This is a genomic window from Leifsonella bigeumensis (assembly GCF_039537265.1).
Lineage (GTDB): Bacteria > Actinomycetota > Actinomycetes > Actinomycetales > Microbacteriaceae > Terrimesophilobacter > Terrimesophilobacter bigeumensis.
On the sequence record NZ_BAABAE010000003.1, the window covers coordinates 280,447 to 296,672 of the forward strand.

The window sequence follows — 16,226 nt, forward strand, 5'->3', positions numbered from 1 at the left end:
ATGACCATCCCCACGCTGAGCGAAGGTTCGGTGACGATCCGTGCCATCCGGCTTCGGGATGCGCGGCGTCTTGAGCGGGAACTCCTGGACAACCGGCGCTGGCTGCGGCAGTGGGAGGCGACCAACCCGCACGGCGCGATGAACTTCGATGTGCGCTCGAGCATCCGGAGCCTGCTTGCGAACGCGCGCGCCGGGCTAGGCCTCCCGTTCGTGGTCGAGCACGATGGTGAGCTGGCAGGCCAGCTCAACGTGTCGTCGATCGCCTGGGGCAGTGTCTCGTCGGCGACCATCGGCTACTGGGTGGCCGAGCGGTTCGCCGGCAGGTCGCTCACGCCGACGGCGGTCGCGCTCGCGACCGACTACTGCTTCTTCCAGCTCGGGCTGCACCGGATGGAGATCTGCATCCGTCCCGAGAATGAGCCTTCGCTCCGGGTGGTGGAGAAGCTGGGTTTCCGGTACGAGGGGCTGCGCAGGCGGTACATCCACATCAACGGGGACTGGCGCGACCACTTCTGTTTCGCCCTCACCTCGGATGAGTTGCCGGTCGGGGTGCTGCGGCGCTGGCTCGACCGCAAGGTTCCGGATGGCGCGGGCGTCGTGCCGGCATCCGACCGCGCCGCCGCCCAGAGCCCCGCACCAGGCCCCTGAAGCGCCGCGCGGGTGTTCTGGTCGCCCGCGGGTGAATTTCGGCCCGCGTCGGAGGAAAACGCCCGCGTTCGGCGAGGATCGATGGCGTGGTGCGGCGAGCCGAGCCACGGATGCCGCGCGGGCGCCTTACCGTTGATCGCATGGGAATCGACGGGATCGGATCGAGCGTAGTGATCGCGCTCGCGGCGGTGCTGTGGTTCATTTACCTCGTACCGACTTGGCTCAAGCGGCGCGAGTATCTCGCGACGGAACGCAACGCCGTGCGGCTGCAGCAGACGATGCGCATCATGGCGGAGAGCGCCGAGTTGCCGGCCGTGGTGCGCGTCGAGGCGACCGCGCGCACGGCAGCGGCTCAGGAGCGCGCCATTCGCAAACAGGCGAGGCTGGCCGGTCGCCGGGGCACCCCGTTCCCCGAGGAGGCTTCCGTAGGCGCCCGGATGCCGGCCCCTGAGGGATCGCGCAGCGATCGCCGCGAAGGGAATTCACGGGCCGCCCGCCGCCTTCGCCGCTCCCGGGCACTCGCCTCCCTCGTCCTCATCGCCTCCTTCGTGGCGGGCGGGTTCGGTGTCTCGGCGCTCGCGACGTCGGGCTCCTGGCTGCTGCTGGCGGCATCCACGGTCGTCGCCGTCGGCGCGCTCGCGCTCCTCGGTCAGGCCTCCGCCGTCTCCCGTGCGCGTGCCGAACTGCGTCGCGCCGTGGTCACGCCACCCTTGCAGGCTCCGCTCCATGACGACGCCGACTACACCGAGGAGCGGCAGCCGGGATGGATGCCGGTTCCGATTCCGAGGCCCCTCTACCTCCGTGGTCCCGCCCCGGTCGCGGTCGAGACGGTCGTCGCGAAAGCAACCGCCCCACAACCCGACCACGCCGCAGCCCTCCGCGCAGCCGCAGCCGAGGCCGAGCATGCGCTTCGGGCAGCCCATGCTGCACCGGAGGTCACCCGCATCGCGCCGCCCTCTGCCCCGGCCGCCGAGTCCCGTTTCGCGCGCATGGGCATGGTCGACACGAAGGATGCCGCTCCCGCCGACCTCGACGACATCCTGCGCCGCCGTCGCACCCTCGCCGGCTGAGCGCACCGGCATCTCGGGTCGAGCTTGTCGAGACCGCGGCCCTCCGTGCTAACGTAGCTACGCAGCATCCGGGGCTATGGCGCAGTTGGTAGCGCGCTTCGTTCGCATCGAAGAGGTCAGGAGTTCGAATCTCCTTAGCTCCACCACCTACACCGGAACTGCCGTAACGGGCAGAACGTCACCCCTCGGGGATCGGCTCCTTCGGCAGCTTGCGCACCCGCCGGCGCCGGCGCGTCGGCATCATCGATCGCATCTCCTCGAGGCGGCCGAAGCACAGCAGGCGGTCGCCGGCCTCCATCACCGTCGTGCCCTTCGGGTTCGGGATGACGCTCGTACCGCGGTGGAGGGTGAGCACGGTGAGGTCCCGCTCGCTCAGCATCGAATCGCGCAGGGCCCTGCCGACGAGGTCCGCGTTGCTGTGCACGACGATCTCGGCGACGCCGTAGCCGGTCGACACCGTCAGCCTCTGCCGCACGTCGATCTCGGGGAACGCCACCTGGTTGTCGATGAAATCGATGATCGCCCCCGCGACATCCAGCTCCGTCGCCTTCTCTATCCCCTCGAGCCCGGGCGAGGAGTTGACCTCCATGACGAGCGGGCCGTCCTTGCCCTCGAGCATGTCGACACCGGCGACGCGCAGGCCCATGATCTGCGCCGACCGCACGGCCGCCTGCTCGTAGGCCGGCGTGAGCTCCACCGGCTCGACCCTCCCACCGCGGTGCACGTTCGACCGGAATTCGTCTCCCACTGCCACCCGCCGCATCGCCGCGACCACCCGATCCCCGACGACGAGCGCCCGGATGTCCCTCCCGCGGCTCTCGGAGATGAAACTCTGGATGAGCACGTTCTGCTTCGTCGAGTGCAGGGTCTCGATGATCGCTTCCGCGATCTTCACCTCCGGCGCCAGGATCACCCCGATCCCCTGGGTGCCCTCGAGGAGTTTGATGACGACCGGCGCGCCGCCCACCTTCTCGATCGCGAGCCGAACATCCCCGCGGTTGTGCACGAATGCGGTCGCCGGCATCCCGATGTTGTGGCGGGAGAGGATCTGGGTGGCCCGCAGCTTGTCGCGGGAGTTGGTGATGCCGTTCGCGGTGTTGGGCGTGTAGACATCCATCTGCTCGAACTGCCGCACGACGGCGGTGCCGAAGTAGGTGATCGAGTTGCCGATCCTCGGCAGGATCGCGTCGTAGTCGGAGAGCCGCCGGCCCCGGTACTGCAGGTCGGGTTCGGCGTCCGAGAGGTCGATGGCGAAGCGCAGCGTGTTGAGCACTTTCACCTGGTGCCCGCGTTGGAGCGCCGCGGCGCGCAACCGCTGCGTCGAATATGCCTGCGGCGCTCGCGAGAGGATCGCCAGTTTCATCGTGCCCCCTGCGAAGATGGTCGAGTGAGAGACGACCACCATTCAAGCACCATCGTGGGCTGGCGCGAATGGGTGAGCCTGCCGGGGATCGGCGTGCCCTGGATCAAGGCGAAACTCGACACGGGTGCGCGCAGTTCAGCGCTGCATGCGTTCGACATCGAGGAGTCCGCCGACGGCGAGCGGGTGCGGTTCAAGGTTCGCCCCTGGCAGCGGTCGGTCGAGGATGCCGTCGAGGTCGAATGCCCTGTGCACGACCGCCGTATGGTGCGCAGTTCATCCGGACACAGCGAGGCGCGCATCGTCGTGCTCGTGGAGGTCGGAATCTCGGGACGCACGGTTCTCGCGGAGACGACGCTGAGCAATCGCGATCAGATGGGCTTCCGGATGCTCATCGGCCGCGAGGCGCTTCGGCAGGGCTTCCTGGTGAACCCGCGCAAGTCGTTCCTGGCGGGTCGAGCACCGAAGCCGATCCGTCGCCGCAACCGGGATCGCGCGTAGGCCCCGGGGCCCGGTCCTGGCTTCAGCTCGCGAGCAGAGGTTCGTGCTCCGGGCAGTCGACGCGCAGGGCGGCAGGTGGGAGCGGGATCTGCAGCAGGGCGCACCGGGCGTCGAGTCCGTCGCGATGGTCGTAGAAGCGGCAGGTGCGGCAGGTGCGGGCCACCTGGATGATCCCGGCGTCGAGGAGGTTACCGATGAGGGAGAGCAGGATGTCGAGGACGGCCTCCTGGTCCGGGCCGGCGAGCGCTGCGACGCTGCTCCGGAGGATCTCCCCCGCACGCCGGACCTCGCCGACGAGTTCTCGGCCGGAGTCGGTGAGCTCCATGGTGGTCCGGCGCCGATCGGTATCCGATCGACGCCGGACCACGTGGCCCTTGCGCTCGAGGGCGAGGAGGGAATCGCTGACGGTCGGCTGGCTGACCTCCAGCTCCTTGGCGAGCAGTCCGATGACGGGTCGCGGAGACTCGTCGATGGTCTGCAATAATTCGAGCTGCAGTGGTGTCAGGCCGACCCTGGAGGCGACGGACTGGCGATGCGATCGCAGGCCGCGCGCGATGCGGTCGAGCGCGGCGACGATCTTCTCCGGGACATCGCCGGGGGAGGGGTTCGCTGAGGTCACCACAATTCCGGGTTGTACGGCCGGGTCCAGAGCACGACCGAGAGAGTCACCGCCTTCATCCAGGCATGGTACATGGCATCGACCTCGGCGGGATCGGCGCCACGCGCTCCCAGGAAGTCGCGAATCGTCACGGTGATGGGGACGATGAGGGCGATGAGGTGGCTGAGCGGCACGTGGCCGGAGGGCGAGTCGACCCCGTCGGTACGGTTCTTGCCCCTGGTGTGGTGACGGAGGGCGATCTCCTCCTGATAGGCCAGCCAGTCCGCATCGAACGGGCGCGCGCACAGGTCGGCGATCCATCGTCCGAATCGTTCCCGCACGGCCGCGAGGTAGACGCCGTCGGGCTGCCCGTCGGAGCCGGCGAAGGTGGCGACCAGGTGCGGGTTGGCGCCGACGAAGCCGTACCAGACGTCGAGGATCTGCTCCGTCTGGGGGACCAGTATCTCGCCAGCGCGGCGAAGCGCCTCGCTGTCGTCCTCGCTCCAGAGCACTGAGCGCTGGATCTGGGCGAGGGTGTCGATCGAGACCGGTGAGGGGGCGAGGGAGGTGTCCCCGTAGCTGTATCCGGCAGGGTGGTGATTCATGGACAGTGCCTTTCCGTGAGGGGCGTTTCCCAATCACGGTTAAAGAATAGGAGTCCTATCTAATTTGTCAAGCCTGGCGGACGAGCCCGATCCTGGAGCTACTTCAGCAGCCGCGACAGCACCCGGTCGGCGAGCGGCTTGCCTCCGGTCTGGCAGGTCGGGCAGTACTGGAAGGTCGAATCGGTGTAGATGACCTGCCGCACGGTGTCGCCGCACACCGGGCAGGGTTCGCCGGTGCGGCCGTGGACCTGCAGGCCCGACTTCTTCTCCCGCTTGAGCTCGGATGCCGCGAGCCCGTCCGCGCGTTCGATCGCCCCGCGCAGGGTCGCCTGCATCGCGTCGAAGAGGCTGCCCGCGTCATCCGGCGACATCGCCGCCGGCTTGAAGGGGGACATCCGGGCCGCGTGCAGGATCTCGTCCGAGTAGGCGTTGCCGATGCCGGCGATGACGGCCTGGTCGCGCAGGAGGCCCTTGATCTGCTTGCGACCGCCCGCCTCGAGGATGCGCCGGAAGCGTTCGAGGGTGAAGCCCGCCCCGAGGGGGTCGGGGCCGAGCCGCGCGATACCCGGAACCTGGCGCGGGTCGCGTACGACGTAGATCGCGAGGCTCTTCTTGGTTCCCGCCTCGGTGACGTCGAAGCCTGATCCCTTCGCCAGGGTCGTGCCATCCAGCGCGGTTCCGTCATCGAGAACGAGACGCGCGGCGAGCGGGGTCTTGCCGGGGCGGCCCGAACGCTGCGGCGCTGCCTCGCGCCAGCGGATCCAGCCGGCCCTGGCGAGATGCAGGATGAGGTGCAGTTCGCCTTCGCCCTCCCGCTCGAGCAGGAGGTCGAGGAATTTGCCGTGCCGCGTCACATCGGTGACGGTGCGACCGGAGAGTGCTGAGATCGGCGGGTCGAAGGTCTTGAGCGCCGCGAACGCGATGATCTCGAGCCGCTCCACCGTGCGACCGCGCAGGCGCGTGCCGAGATCCGTCACGAGGGCGTGCACCTCGGGCAACTCCGGCATGACACCAGTCTTCACTGTGCCGACGGCACCCGTCCATCCGCGATGCCCGCGCCCCGTCCCCGGATCATGACGGGGTTTGTCTCTCCTGACGCCGAACGTTCGTCGTCATGGGAGGCGAACGGCGTCATGAGCAGTCGGTCGCGCATCCAGAACCTGAGAGAAGCTGTCGCGTGGTGGATGCCCGGAAGGGGCTAGTCTGGCACGCCGGATTCCCGGCCCGATCAGGAGAAACTCATGACGGAATCCACGGACGCCACAGACTCGGCGCCCGACGACGCCCAGGGCCGGGCCACTGAGAATCGGCCGCACTGGAAGCGGGATGTCGTCGTCTTCCCCACGAGCCAGACGATCTCCCTCTTCGGCTCGATGCTCGTGCAGTACGCGATCATGTGGCACCTGACCCTCGTGACGAAGTCGGGTGTCGTGCTCGCGCTCGCCGCCGTGTTCGGCTTCCTGCCGCAGGCGGTCGTCTCCATCTTCGGCGGCGTATGGGCGGACCGCGTCAGCCGCAAACTGCTCATCATCTGGGCGGATGCCGCGATCGCCGTCACGACGCTCGCCCTCGCGATCTTCATGCTCTCAGGGCTCGACGACCTCTGGCTCATCTACGCGACGCTCGCGATCCGGTCGACCGGGGCCGGCATCCAGATGCCCGCAGTCTCCGCGCTCATCCCGCAGCTCGTACCGACCGCGCACCTCATGAGGGTCAACGGGATCAACGGCTCGATCCAGTCGGGGATGGCGCTCCTGGCGCCTGCGGCGGCCGGCGTGCTGTACGCGACGGCATCCATCGTGTCGATCTTCTTCGTGGATGTCGTCACGGCCGTGATCGGGATCGTCCTGCTTGCGACCCTCGCCGTACCGACCATCCGGCGCGCCGGCGCGGAGCATCCGAGCTACTTCGCTGATCTCGTCGAGGGGGTCAGGTACGTCGCGCACCACGCCTTCGTGCGCTGGCTGCTCATCGTCTTCGCGATCGTGTTCGTGCTCATCGTCGCGCCGTCGTACCTCACACCGCTCATGGTGGTGCGCTCCTTCGGCGACGAGGTGTGGAAGCTCACCGCCACCGAACTCGCCTTCAGCATCGGCATGGTGCTCGGCGGCATCGTCATCTCGGTGTGGGGTGGAATGAAGAACCGGATCACGATGATCGCGGCCTCCTCGCTCGTTTTCGGTGGCATCTCGATCGCGATGGGACTCTCGACGAACCTGTGGGTGTTCCTGTCGTTCATGTTCCTGCTGGGACTCGTGGTGCCGTTCTTCTCGACGCCGTCGATGACCCTCCTCCAGGAGCGCGTCGAACCCGAGCGCCAGGGTCGCGTGTTCGGTTTCGTCGGGATCGTGATGGCCGTCGCGATGCCGTTCGGGATGGTCGCGTTCGGGCCGCTCGCCGACGTCTTCACGGTCGAGTCGCTGCTCATCGTGGCCGGCATCCTGCTGTTCATCGTGATCGCGATCGCACTCACCGTGCCTGCCGGGCGCCGGGCGATGGCCGCGGCCGGCGCGCCGCCGACGCCGACCGCCGTCTCGACGGATGGTGGCGCATCCGACCTGGTGGAAAGCTGATAGTTTCTGGGGAGTCCATTCGCTCCTGGGGGAAAACTTGACCGCACAACGACTCGCGCCTGCTCTCACGCTCACGGCTTTCGCCCTCCTGCTCAGCGGGTGCACCTTCTCTGCGAATCTCACCGTGTCACCGGATGCCGTCGCCAAGACGGTGGAGGACTCGCTCGAGGAGAAGGTCGGCACCCGTCCCGATGTCGACTGCGGCGAAGAGCAGGTGGACCTCGTGAACGGCACTGTCGTCGAGTGCGTACTGACTGACCCCGAGACCCTGGACGAGTACGACACGACGGTCGTCATCAACCAGGTCGAGGGAACCGATTACCGCGTGGACTACACGGTCGCCGACCAGCCGCGGGCCGGATCCGGCACGACGCCAGAGGCGGAGGAACCGGCGGAGGAGCCCGAGGCTGAGGGCATCCGGCACACCGTCGCGGCCGATTCCGTGAGCAGGCTCGCCGCAGACGCTCTCTTCCGGGAGGCGCCCCCGCAGTTCGAAGTCGACTGCGGGGACGGCGACCTCGAGGTCTTCCTCGGCGCGGTCTTCGACTGCGCCGCGACTCATCCGGAAGGCGCCGTCTACGATGCCAGCATCACGGTGACCGATGTCACGGAGACGAGCTACTCCATCGACGTGGTGCGCGCGGCGACTCCGCGCAGCTAGGGCGTGTCTTGTGGTTGTCGTGTCCAGGCGATGACGGTGTCGGGGACGACTGCGGCGCGGCGAGCGACTAGTTCTCGCTACGGCCGAACCGCCAATATCCCATGAACGCGACGCTGGAGCGGTCCAGCCCGGTGTCGCGCACCAGAAAGCGGCGCAACTCCTTGATGCACCCCGCCTCGCCGGCGAGCCAGGCGTAGAGCGTCTGGACGGGCTCGGTCGCGGGCACCTCCCACAGCACCTCGTCGTCGACATCCACCTCATCCAGTTGAGCGAGCGCTGATGCGCCGCCGCCCGGCCTCAGTTCGCCCACCCACCGGCGTACGGCCGCATCGAGCAACTGCCCCTGGTGCGGCTGGGGGGCGGCATCCCGTGGCAGCCACGTGACGGTGACCCCGGTCGGCCCGGGAACCGGCAGCACGTCGCCAGCGGTCGGAACCTCGATGAACGCCTGGCCGCGAGCCTCGGCGGGCAGCGATTCCAGAATGCTGCAGATCGCCGGGGCGGCCGTCTCGTCGCCGGCGAGCAGCACCGACTCGGCAGCGCCCGGATTCCATTCGACCCCGCCGATCCGTGGACGGTCTGCTTCGACGAGCGTGCGGACATCCGGTCCGATCACCAGCAGGTCGTCGCCGACGGCGGCCGAGGAGACCCAGCGGGTCGCCGGTCCGGTGTCGCCGTGCACGACGAAGTCGACATCGATCTCCCGCTGTTGGATGCGCGCCGCCCTCACGGTGTAGGTGCGAAGGATGCAACGGTCCTCCTCCGGGCTCGCCCGCCACTGGTCGTACCAGTCGCTCGTGTCGCGGGGGAACGTGCCGAGACCCTTCCCGCCGGGGAAGACCAGCTTGATCCGCTGATCGAGCCCCGCGAAAAGGAAGTTCTCGAGCTCATCGCCGCGGAACGTGACGCGGACGAAGGACGGACCGATCGGCCGGATGCGGGACACCCGTACCGCGAAGACTGCGTAGTCGACCATGGGCTAGCTCCGTTCGCCAAGACTGGACAGGAACCGGGAACGCCATAGCAGCCAGGCGAAGTACGGTGCACCGACGATCGCCGTCACCAGACCGGCCGGGAGCTGTCCCGGGGCGATCACAGTGCGTCCGATGGTGTCGGCCACGCTGACCAGGATGGCGCCGAGCAGCGCCGCCGCAGGGATCACGCGGGAATGCCTGCCGCCCACCAGAACGCGCGCCGCGTGCGGGGCGACCAGCCCGACGAAGGCGATGACGCCGACGGATGACACGGCGGCGGCGGTCAGCGCCACGGCGATCGACAGCATGGCCAGTCGCGACCGGCCGAGGGGGACCCCGAGCAGGCGCGGGGTGTCGTCGTCGAGCGCGAGAAGGTCCAGGTTGCGCCGCCGCCAGCCGAGGATCGGCAGCGCGATCGCCACGGCGGCCAGCACCGGCAGCGCGGATTCGAACGACCGGCCGTAGGTGGAGCCGGAGAGCCAGGTGAGCGCCTTCGTCTCGTTGTAGGGGTCGGTGAGCACGATCAGCAGTGTGATGACCGCGAGCGTTCCCGCGGCGACCCCGATGCCGATGAGTACCAGACGGTTCTGCGAGAGGCCGCCCCGCGCCGCGAGCCCGAACACGAGCGTGGCGCTCAGGGCCGCCCCGGCGAGTGCCGCCCCGGTGACGAGCCACGCGCCGGCCAGTGGAACCGCCGTGATGACGGCGATCGCACCGAGTCCTGCGCCGCCGACGACGCCCAGGATGCCCGGCTCGGCGAGCGCATTCCGCGACACCGCCTGCACGATCGCCCCGGCGAGCGCGAGTGCGGCGCCGGCGAGCAGGGCGACGAGCACCCGCGGCATCCGGGTATTGAGGATGAACGTCGTGGTGTCGCCCGCGCGCCCGGTGATCCAGTTCGCCACATCCCCGAGCAGCAGCCGTGCATCGCCGAGCAGCGTCGCCGCGATGACCGCGCCGATGGTCGCGGCGGCGATGATCCCGATGGTGAGGAGAAAGCGACGGCGGGTTCGCAGGCGGGCCAGGGCGATCCGCGTCGACGTGATACCGGAGTCGCCGACCCGGTACGCGAGCGCGATCAGGAACGCCGCCCCGAGCAGGGAGGTCACGACGCCCGTCGGCACCTCGACACCCGCCTGCGCGCCGAGTAGCCCGCGCAGCGCCACGTCGGCGCCGAGCACCACCACGATTCCCACCAGACCGGAGACCGGTACGAGCACGCGGTGCCGATACAGCCCCCGGATGCGTGGGGCCAGCAGTCGCACGATCGCCGGCGCGCACAACCCGACGAACCCGATCGGCCCGGCGATCGTCACGGTCGCGGCCGACAGCAGCACGGCGAGGGTCACGGCGATGATCCGCGTGCTGCGCGGGTCGACGCCGACGACGCGGGCGCTGTCGTCGCCGAGGGAGAGGATGTCCAGACGACGGGACAGCACGAGCAGGCCCGCGATACCGATCAGGATCACGGGGGCCATCTGGGCGGCCGCCTGGATGCCGATCTGGCCGAGCGACCCGCTGCCCCACGCGAACAGGCCGATCGTCTCCTGGCTGAACAGCAGGAGCAGCACCGCGGTGATCGACGCCAGCCCCAGCGCGATGGCGGACCCGGCGAGGATCAGCCGCAGCGAGCCGCTGCCGCCCGAGGACAACGACAGTACGAGCGCCGCGGCCAGCAGTCCGCCGCCGAACGCGACCAGCCCGGCGGGCAGCACCGGAAGGGTCACCCCGAACGCGGCAACGGCGACGATCGCGAGGAACGCGCCGGCATTGACCGCCAGGGTGTCCGGCGAGGCGAGGATGTTGCGGGAGACCGATTGCATCGCCGCCCCGGCCGCGCCGAGCGCCAACCCGACCAGAAGGCCGGCGACCAGCCGCGGCAGTCGTGACGCGATGACCACCGCGGCGGCGTCATCGGTTCCCCTGCCGGTCACCAGGTCGAGCAGCTCGCCGGCACCGACCGCCGCCGTGCCCTGCGTGAGGTGCACGACGGCGAGCAGCAGGATCACCGCGCCGACGCCGCCGATGAGCGCGGGCAGCCCCCAGCCCACGCGGGCGATCGGGCGGGTCAAGGTCAGTCCGTGAGCGCTGCGACCAGCGCGTCGATGTACTGCTCCATCGACGACGGCCCGCCGAACATCCAGATCCCGTCAACGAGCCGGTGCACGTTCCCGCCCGTCACGAACGGCAACGACTCCCAGATCGCGTTGCCGGCGAGACCCGCGGCGAACGGGTCGGTCTCGGCAGTGCCATTGGTGATGTAGACGAAGGTCACGTCGCCGAGCGCCGTGAGCCCCTCGACATCGGTGCTGGCCAGTCCGTAGTCCGGGTCGCCCTCGAGGGTCCACGGCGTGGTCAGACCGAGGGACTCGTTCACCGCCGCGATCAGCGAACCCGAGACGAAGGGGCGGATCGACACCTGGTTGGAGGCCACCCAGCCGTCGGCGAACGCGACCGGCTCGCCGGTGAGGCCTGCGGCGCTGAGAGCGGCAGCGCCATCCGCAACGGCCTTCTCGTACTCCGCGAGCAACGCCTTCGCTTCGGTCTCGGTTCCGGTGGCCTTGGCGATCAGGTTGACGTTGTCGTACATCTGCTCGATCGGGCGGCTCGCGTCGGCGGAGCGGACCACGAGTACGGGCACGAATTCCTCCAGCTGCGCGATCGCGGCCTCCGGCAGGTCGGTCGTCGCGACGACGAGGTCCGGCTTCAGCGAGGCGATGGTCTCGACACTGGGTTCGCCGCGCACCCCGATGTCGGTGACGTCGTCCGAGAGCGGCTCTGCGGAGACCCAGGCGGTGTACCCGTCGACATCGGCCGCGCCGACCGGCATCACGCCGAGGGAGACCAGGTGCTCGAGTACGTTCCACTCCGTCCCGACCACCCGGCTCGCCGGACCGTCGAGTTCGACGTCGACGCCGCGCGCATCCGTGATCGTGATGGTGTCGGCGGATGCCTGGGCGCCATCATCGGGTTCCTCGGTCACGCCGCAGCCGGAGAGGGCGAGTGCAGCGGCGATGGTCGTGGCGGCCAGGGGGAGCAAGCGGAATCTCATGGTGCGGTGATCAGCCTTTCGGATCGTGAGTGATGGTGGCCGATCGCGCGGGTGCGCAGTCCGCCGGTGAAGGGGTCGGTGTCGACATCGATGCGGATGCCGTAGACGGCGGTCAGCCGGTCGGGGGTGAACACGTCATCGGCGGGTCCGCTGGCGACGACCCTGCCCTCGGAAAGGAGTACGACGTCGTCGGCGACGGCCGCGGCCTGGTCGAGATCGTGCAGCACGACGCCGATCGTGACGTTGTGATGATCGGCGAGATCGCGGATGAGGTCGAGCGTCTCCACCTGATAGCGCAGGTCGAGGAAGGTGGTCGGTTCATCCAGCAGCAGGATGCCGGTGTCCTGGGCGAGGCAGCTCGCGAGCCAGACGCGCTGGAGCTGTCCGCCGGACAGTTGCTCGACACTGCGATCGGCGAGATCGTCGACGCCGGTGACGGTCATCGCGCGGGCAACGGATGCCGCGCCATGCACGTCGTTGGACCTCCATCGTCCGCGGTGGGGGTGACGCCCGAATTCGACCACGTCCCGCACGCTGATCCCGCTCGGCGCCGTTCTGCTCTGGGAGAGCAGGGTCAGTTGGCGGGCGAAGTCGGAGCGCCGCAGCATGAGTGCGTCGGTTCCGTCGTCGAGCATGATGGTGCCCGCGAGCGGTCGGTGCAGGCCGGCGATGGCGCGCAGCAGCGTGGACTTGCCGCTACCGTTCGGTCCGACGAGTGCCGTGACTTTGCGCGGTGTCAGCCGGAGGCCGGCCCCATGAACGACGGTGGCTGATCCGTAGGAGAGCGTCACGCCGGCAGCGGTCAGCCCCTGCGGTGAACGGCTCTCCGGAATAGGCATGAGGTAAGGCTAACCTAATCTCGCCGCCGAGCATACCGGGAGCCCCGCGTTACGTCCCGCGACTCGGCTTCCAGCCGAGCGCGGGCGCGATGTGCTCGGCGATGGTCCGCAGCAGGTGGGTGTTGTAGGCGACACCCAACTGGTTGGGGACCGTGACGAGCACGGTGTCGGCTTCCTGCACGGCGGTGTCCTTCGCGAGTTCCTCGACGATTCGCTCCGGCTCGCCCACGTAGCTCTTGCCGAACCGGGCGAGGCCGCCCTCGAGGTGTCCGACATGGTCGCTGCGCTCGCGCGAGCCCATCCCGCCGAAGTACTCGCGGTCGAGGTCGGTCACGATCGGCAGGATGCTGCGGCTGACCGAGACACGCGGCTCGCGCTCGTGGCCGGCCGCCCTCCACGCGTCCCGATACCCGGCGATCTGCTCGGCCTGCAGCTCGTGGAACGGCACGCCGGTGTCCTCGGTGAGCAGCGTCGAGCTCATGAGGTTCATGCCCTGCTCAGCGGTCCATACCGCGGTGGCGCGGGTGCCCGAACCCCACCAGATTCGGTCGGACAATCCTGGCGACTGCGGCTCGATCGCGAGGCCGCCGTCGACGCCGGTCATCTTCGGGTCGGAGCGGGCGACAGCGCCGCCGCCGATCGCGGCACGGAACAGCTCGGCATGGGAGCGGGCGAGATCGGCATCCGTCTCTCCCTCCGCGGGAACGTGCCCGAACGACTCGTAGCCGCGCAGGGCCGGCTCCGGCGATCCGCGGCTGATGCCGAGCTGCAGGCGGCCGCCGCTGATGAGGTCGGCTGCGGCGGCATCCTCGGCCATGTACAGCGGATTCTCGTAGCGCATGTCGATGACGGCCGTGCCGATCTCGATCCGCTTGGTGCGTGCGCCGATCGCGGCGAGGAGCGGGAAGGGCGAGGCCAGCTGCGGGGCGAAGTGGTGTACGCGCACATACGCGCCATCGATGCCGAGCTCCTCCGCAGCGACCGCGAGATCGATCGTCTGGAGCAGGGCGTCCTTCGCCGTTCGCGACCTCGAACGGGGGATGGGCTGCCAGTGGCCGAAGGAGAGGAACCCGATGCGCTTCACCCTGTGTTCAGCGTGCGAGGTCTGCAGCATATTCCCTCACACCGTCTGCCCGACGAGGAAGTGCCAGCCCGCCCACCACCAGAACAGCAGGATGCCGATGCGGGCAGAGCGCGTCGCCATGACCCGATCCATGAGCGTGCCGAGCGGGGAGATTCGGTCGGGGTCGCGATGGGCGAGCATCTCGACGAGGACCGCCGCGGCGAGGCAGGCCAGATAGCCACCGATCGTCACGAGTCGGATCATCGCCGCGTTCCCCTCCGCAGCAAAGCGATTCCGACGACGAGCCACAGCGCGGTGAACACGACGCGCCCCTCGATCGTGTCGAGCGCGGGGTCGAGCAGCAGCGAGATGCTCGGATGCGCGAACTGCGCGGCCTCCGACGGCAACCCGAGCAGGAACGACGTGACCTCGATGAGGCAGATCGCGACGGCGATGATCGCCCACAGGATGCCGGCTCGACGCAGCGGCGTGGGCGCCGCATCCGTCGATCTCGGGTCGGGCCAGGCGAACAGCAGCACGGTGAGCCCGATGCCGGAGACGATGAGCCCCTCGACGAGCCCATGGCGCGGAGCGAGCACCATGAGGGTTCCGAGCACGGCGGCGACGCCTGCGAGGGCGCTGCGCCCGGCCCGCCCGGACGGGAGCCCGACCGCCGGCAGCGCAACGAGGCCGAACTCGTCAGCGAGGAGAACCGCCGCGACGGCGAGGAAGAATGCGCCGTCGACCGGCGCCCCGCGAAACAACTGGAACAGTCCGGTGATCACGAGGATGATCGTCCACGGCCGGGCGAGGCGGCGAAGCGCGAGCCGTTGCCTCGTCGCCCGGTCCGCCGGGTCCTGACGCATGGGCCTAGGCTACGCCGACCGCCGTGTCCGCGTGCGGGCGCCTGCGGGGACGCGCATAATCGAGGGGTGACCCAGAACCCGGATGCCGAGGAGACACTCGCGGGACTCGGGCGGGAGATCGAACTGCTCGCCCGCAGCGCGTCGGATGCCGCCGCTCTGGCCCGCCCCGGCACGTCGGAGGAGCTCTTCGACCGGGCAGCGGTGCTGCGCGAGAACGCGATGGGGATCATCTACGACGGCGACGGATCGAGCGACCAGGAGCGCGTCGGCCGGCTGCTCGCGCTCCTCCCGGCGCTCCTGACGGTCGTCGACGAGGCCCGCGACACCATCGGCCGCCTGCGCGAGCTCGCCGGCGAGGACGACCCGGCCAAAGCTGTCAGCCCCTGGGACACCGCCGGCCGCGGCGCCCCGGCCCGCCCCGACTGGAACACGACTACTTAGCGGATTCCGGTCGATAGTTCGGACGCGGCGGCTCCGTTTACCGCCAGAGCGTTCGAACTATCGACCGGAATCCGCGACTCGCCGCCTCACTCCGACTGAGCAGCCTTACGACGCCGCGCCAGCCGCACCCACAGCAGCACGATCGCCGTCACGATGCCGGCCGCGATGAGCCACGGCACGAGCACCCCGAGCACGACGAGCGCCGCATTCAGGAAACCGACGAAGGCGGTCCATCCGGCGACGAGGCCGGTCCAGAAGGTGTCCGGCGTCTCGGCCGGGGTGTCCCTCTCGGAGATGAGGTAGAGGGTCACGGTCGACAGCTGCACCTGGTCGTCGAGGTTGCGCTTCTGCGATTCGAGGCTCTCCAGGTCGGCCTGGCGTTCGGACAATGCCGACTCGATCTTGATGAGCGCGTCGGTGGAGTCCGCCTTGGCCATGAGGTCCAGGAGTCGGTCGACGGAGGTGCGAAGGGCGGCGATCCTGGCATCCAGGTCTTCGGACTGGGCCGTGACATCCGTCGAGTCGATCGACGTGTCGCGGGCGACCCCGAGGTCCTTGAGTTCTTCGAGGGTCGCGGTGAGTTTCGCGGACGGGATGCGCAGGGTGAGCTGAGCGCTGCCCGGTTCGTTCTCGGATGCTGCGCGTTCGCTGCGGTTCGCCACCGTCCCCCCGGCGCGGTCGACGATGCGTGCCGCCTCATCCGCAGCATCGATGGGCTTGTCGACGGTAACCGTCACCTGCACGGTCGTGATGATGCGCGGACCGACGGGAATGCCCGCCGTATCGTCGCTGACCGCGCCGCCATCCGACGACTCGTAGCCCAGCTCACCCTGCGGGGCAGACTCCGGCGCACCCACCGATGGCATCGAATCCTGCGAGCTGCCACCGGACATCGAGCATCCGGTCAGCGCGACGGCCGAGAGTGCGGCGGAGAGTGCCAGGGTTGCGGTGATCAGTGAGCGCCTCATGCGGCAA

The 16,226-nt window shown here is 69.2% G+C and carries 18 protein-coding genes and 1 tRNA gene; 7 read left to right on the top strand and 12 right to left on the bottom strand.

Annotated elements, in window-relative coordinates:
- From ABD678_RS06405 to ABD678_RS06415, 3 genes are all read left to right on the top strand, one after another.
- On the top strand, positions 1 to 648 hold the full coding sequence (locus ABD678_RS06405) for a GNAT family N-acetyltransferase (protein ID WP_344754885.1): 648 nt from the start codon (positions 1 to 3) through the stop codon (positions 646 to 648).
- A gap of 140 nt (positions 649 to 788) precedes the next feature.
- Positions 789 to 1,718 carry a hypothetical protein gene (locus ABD678_RS06410; RefSeq protein ID WP_344754887.1) on the top strand — a complete coding sequence of 310 codons (930 nt, stop codon included), beginning with the start codon at positions 789 to 791 and terminating at the stop codon, positions 1,716 to 1,718.
- A gap of 70 nt (positions 1,719 to 1,788) precedes the next feature.
- Positions 1,789 to 1,864, top strand: a tRNA-Ala gene (locus ABD678_RS06415).
- A gap of 32 nt (positions 1,865 to 1,896) precedes the next feature.
- Here the strand turns inward: ABD678_RS06415 and rimK are convergent.
- Complete coding sequence (gene rimK / locus ABD678_RS06420; protein WP_344754889.1) at positions 1,897 to 3,081, bottom strand: 30S ribosomal protein S6--L-glutamate ligase; 1,185 nt, start codon at positions 3,079 to 3,081, stop codon at positions 1,897 to 1,899.
- 24 nt (positions 3,082 to 3,105) lie between these two features.
- Here rimK and ABD678_RS06425 point away from each other — a divergent pair, with 24 nt between their 5' ends.
- A complete protein-coding gene (locus ABD678_RS06425) occupies positions 3,106 to 3,579 on the top strand; it encodes an ATP-dependent zinc protease family protein (protein WP_344754891.1) in 474 nt (157 codons plus the stop codon).
- A gap of 22 nt (positions 3,580 to 3,601) precedes the next feature.
- Here ABD678_RS06425 and ABD678_RS06430 read toward each other — a convergent pair whose 3' ends face one another.
- From ABD678_RS06430 to ABD678_RS06440, 3 genes are all read right to left on the bottom strand, one after another.
- Positions 3,602 to 4,198: a MarR family winged helix-turn-helix transcriptional regulator gene (locus tag ABD678_RS06430; RefSeq protein ID WP_344754893.1), complete on the bottom strand. Its 597-nt coding sequence runs from the start codon at positions 4,196 to 4,198 to the stop codon at positions 3,602 to 3,604.
- Positions 4,195 to 4,782 carry a protoglobin domain-containing protein gene (locus ABD678_RS06435; RefSeq protein ID WP_344754895.1) on the bottom strand — a complete coding sequence of 196 codons (588 nt, stop codon included), beginning with the start codon at positions 4,780 to 4,782 and terminating at the stop codon, positions 4,195 to 4,197. Before ABD678_RS06435 ends, ABD678_RS06430 begins: the two co-directional genes overlap by 4 nt.
- Positions 4,783 to 4,880: 98 nt before the next feature.
- Positions 4,881 to 5,789, bottom strand: a complete 909-nt coding sequence (locus ABD678_RS06440; protein WP_344754897.1) for an Fpg/Nei family DNA glycosylase — start codon at positions 5,787 to 5,789, stop codon at positions 4,881 to 4,883.
- Between the two features lie 234 nt (positions 5,790 to 6,023).
- On the opposite strand from ABD678_RS06440, the gene ABD678_RS06445 reads away from it, so the two are divergent.
- Entirely contained in the window at positions 6,024 to 7,355 is a 1,332-nt protein-coding gene (locus ABD678_RS06445; protein ID WP_344754899.1) for an MFS transporter, read from the top strand.
- A gap of 37 nt (positions 7,356 to 7,392) precedes the next feature.
- Positions 7,393 to 8,016: a hypothetical protein gene (locus tag ABD678_RS06450; protein ID WP_344754901.1), complete on the top strand. Its 624-nt coding sequence runs from the start codon at positions 7,393 to 7,395 to the stop codon at positions 8,014 to 8,016.
- A 67-nt stretch (positions 8,017 to 8,083) separates the two neighbouring features.
- On the opposite strand, the gene ABD678_RS06455 is transcribed toward ABD678_RS06450, so the two are convergent.
- The 7 genes from ABD678_RS06455 to ABD678_RS06485 are packed head-to-tail and all read right to left on the bottom strand — an operon-like array spanning position 8,084 to position 14,810.
- Positions 8,084 to 8,992: a siderophore-interacting protein gene (locus ABD678_RS06455; RefSeq protein ID WP_344754903.1), complete on the bottom strand. Its 909-nt coding sequence runs from the start codon at positions 8,990 to 8,992 to the stop codon at positions 8,084 to 8,086.
- Positions 8,993 to 8,995: 3 nt separating this feature from the next.
- The gene (locus tag ABD678_RS06460) at positions 8,996 to 11,068 is read right to left on the bottom strand and encodes an iron ABC transporter permease (protein ID WP_425561975.1); all 2,073 of its coding nucleotides are present in this window, start codon (positions 11,066 to 11,068) and stop codon (positions 8,996 to 8,998) included.
- A complete protein-coding gene (locus ABD678_RS06465) occupies positions 11,065 to 12,042 on the bottom strand; it encodes an iron-siderophore ABC transporter substrate-binding protein (RefSeq protein ID WP_344754905.1) in 978 nt (325 codons plus the stop codon). Before ABD678_RS06465 ends, ABD678_RS06460 begins: the two co-directional genes overlap by 4 nt.
- Positions 12,039 to 12,881 carry an ABC transporter ATP-binding protein gene (locus ABD678_RS06470; protein ID WP_344754907.1) on the bottom strand — a complete coding sequence of 281 codons (843 nt, stop codon included), beginning with the start codon at positions 12,879 to 12,881 and terminating at the stop codon, positions 12,039 to 12,041. Before ABD678_RS06470 ends, ABD678_RS06465 begins: the two co-directional genes overlap by 4 nt.
- A gap of 49 nt (positions 12,882 to 12,930) precedes the next feature.
- Complete coding sequence (locus ABD678_RS06475) at positions 12,931 to 13,965, bottom strand: LLM class flavin-dependent oxidoreductase (protein WP_344754910.1); 1,035 nt, start codon at positions 13,963 to 13,965, stop codon at positions 12,931 to 12,933.
- 36 nt (positions 13,966 to 14,001) lie between these two features.
- Entirely contained in the window at positions 14,002 to 14,208 is a 207-nt protein-coding gene (locus tag ABD678_RS06480; RefSeq protein ID WP_344754912.1) for a DUF6186 family protein, read from the bottom strand.
- Positions 14,205 to 14,810, bottom strand: coding sequence for a hypothetical protein (locus tag ABD678_RS06485; RefSeq protein ID WP_344754914.1), 606 nt, complete (start codon positions 14,808 to 14,810; stop codon positions 14,205 to 14,207). The genes ABD678_RS06480 and ABD678_RS06485 overlap by 4 nt, the downstream gene beginning before the upstream one ends.
- A 66-nt stretch (positions 14,811 to 14,876) precedes the next feature.
- On the opposite strand from ABD678_RS06485, the gene ABD678_RS06490 reads away from it, so the two are divergent.
- Positions 14,877 to 15,251, top strand: a complete 375-nt coding sequence (locus ABD678_RS06490) for a hypothetical protein (protein WP_344754916.1) — start codon at positions 14,877 to 14,879, stop codon at positions 15,249 to 15,251.
- Between the two features lie 86 nt (positions 15,252 to 15,337).
- Here the strand turns inward: ABD678_RS06490 and ABD678_RS06495 are convergent, their stop codons facing one another.
- On the bottom strand, positions 15,338 to 16,219 hold the full coding sequence (locus ABD678_RS06495; protein WP_344754918.1) for a DUF4349 domain-containing protein: 882 nt from the start codon (positions 16,217 to 16,219) through the stop codon (positions 15,338 to 15,340).
- Between the last annotated feature and the right edge of the window lie 7 nt (positions 16,220 to 16,226).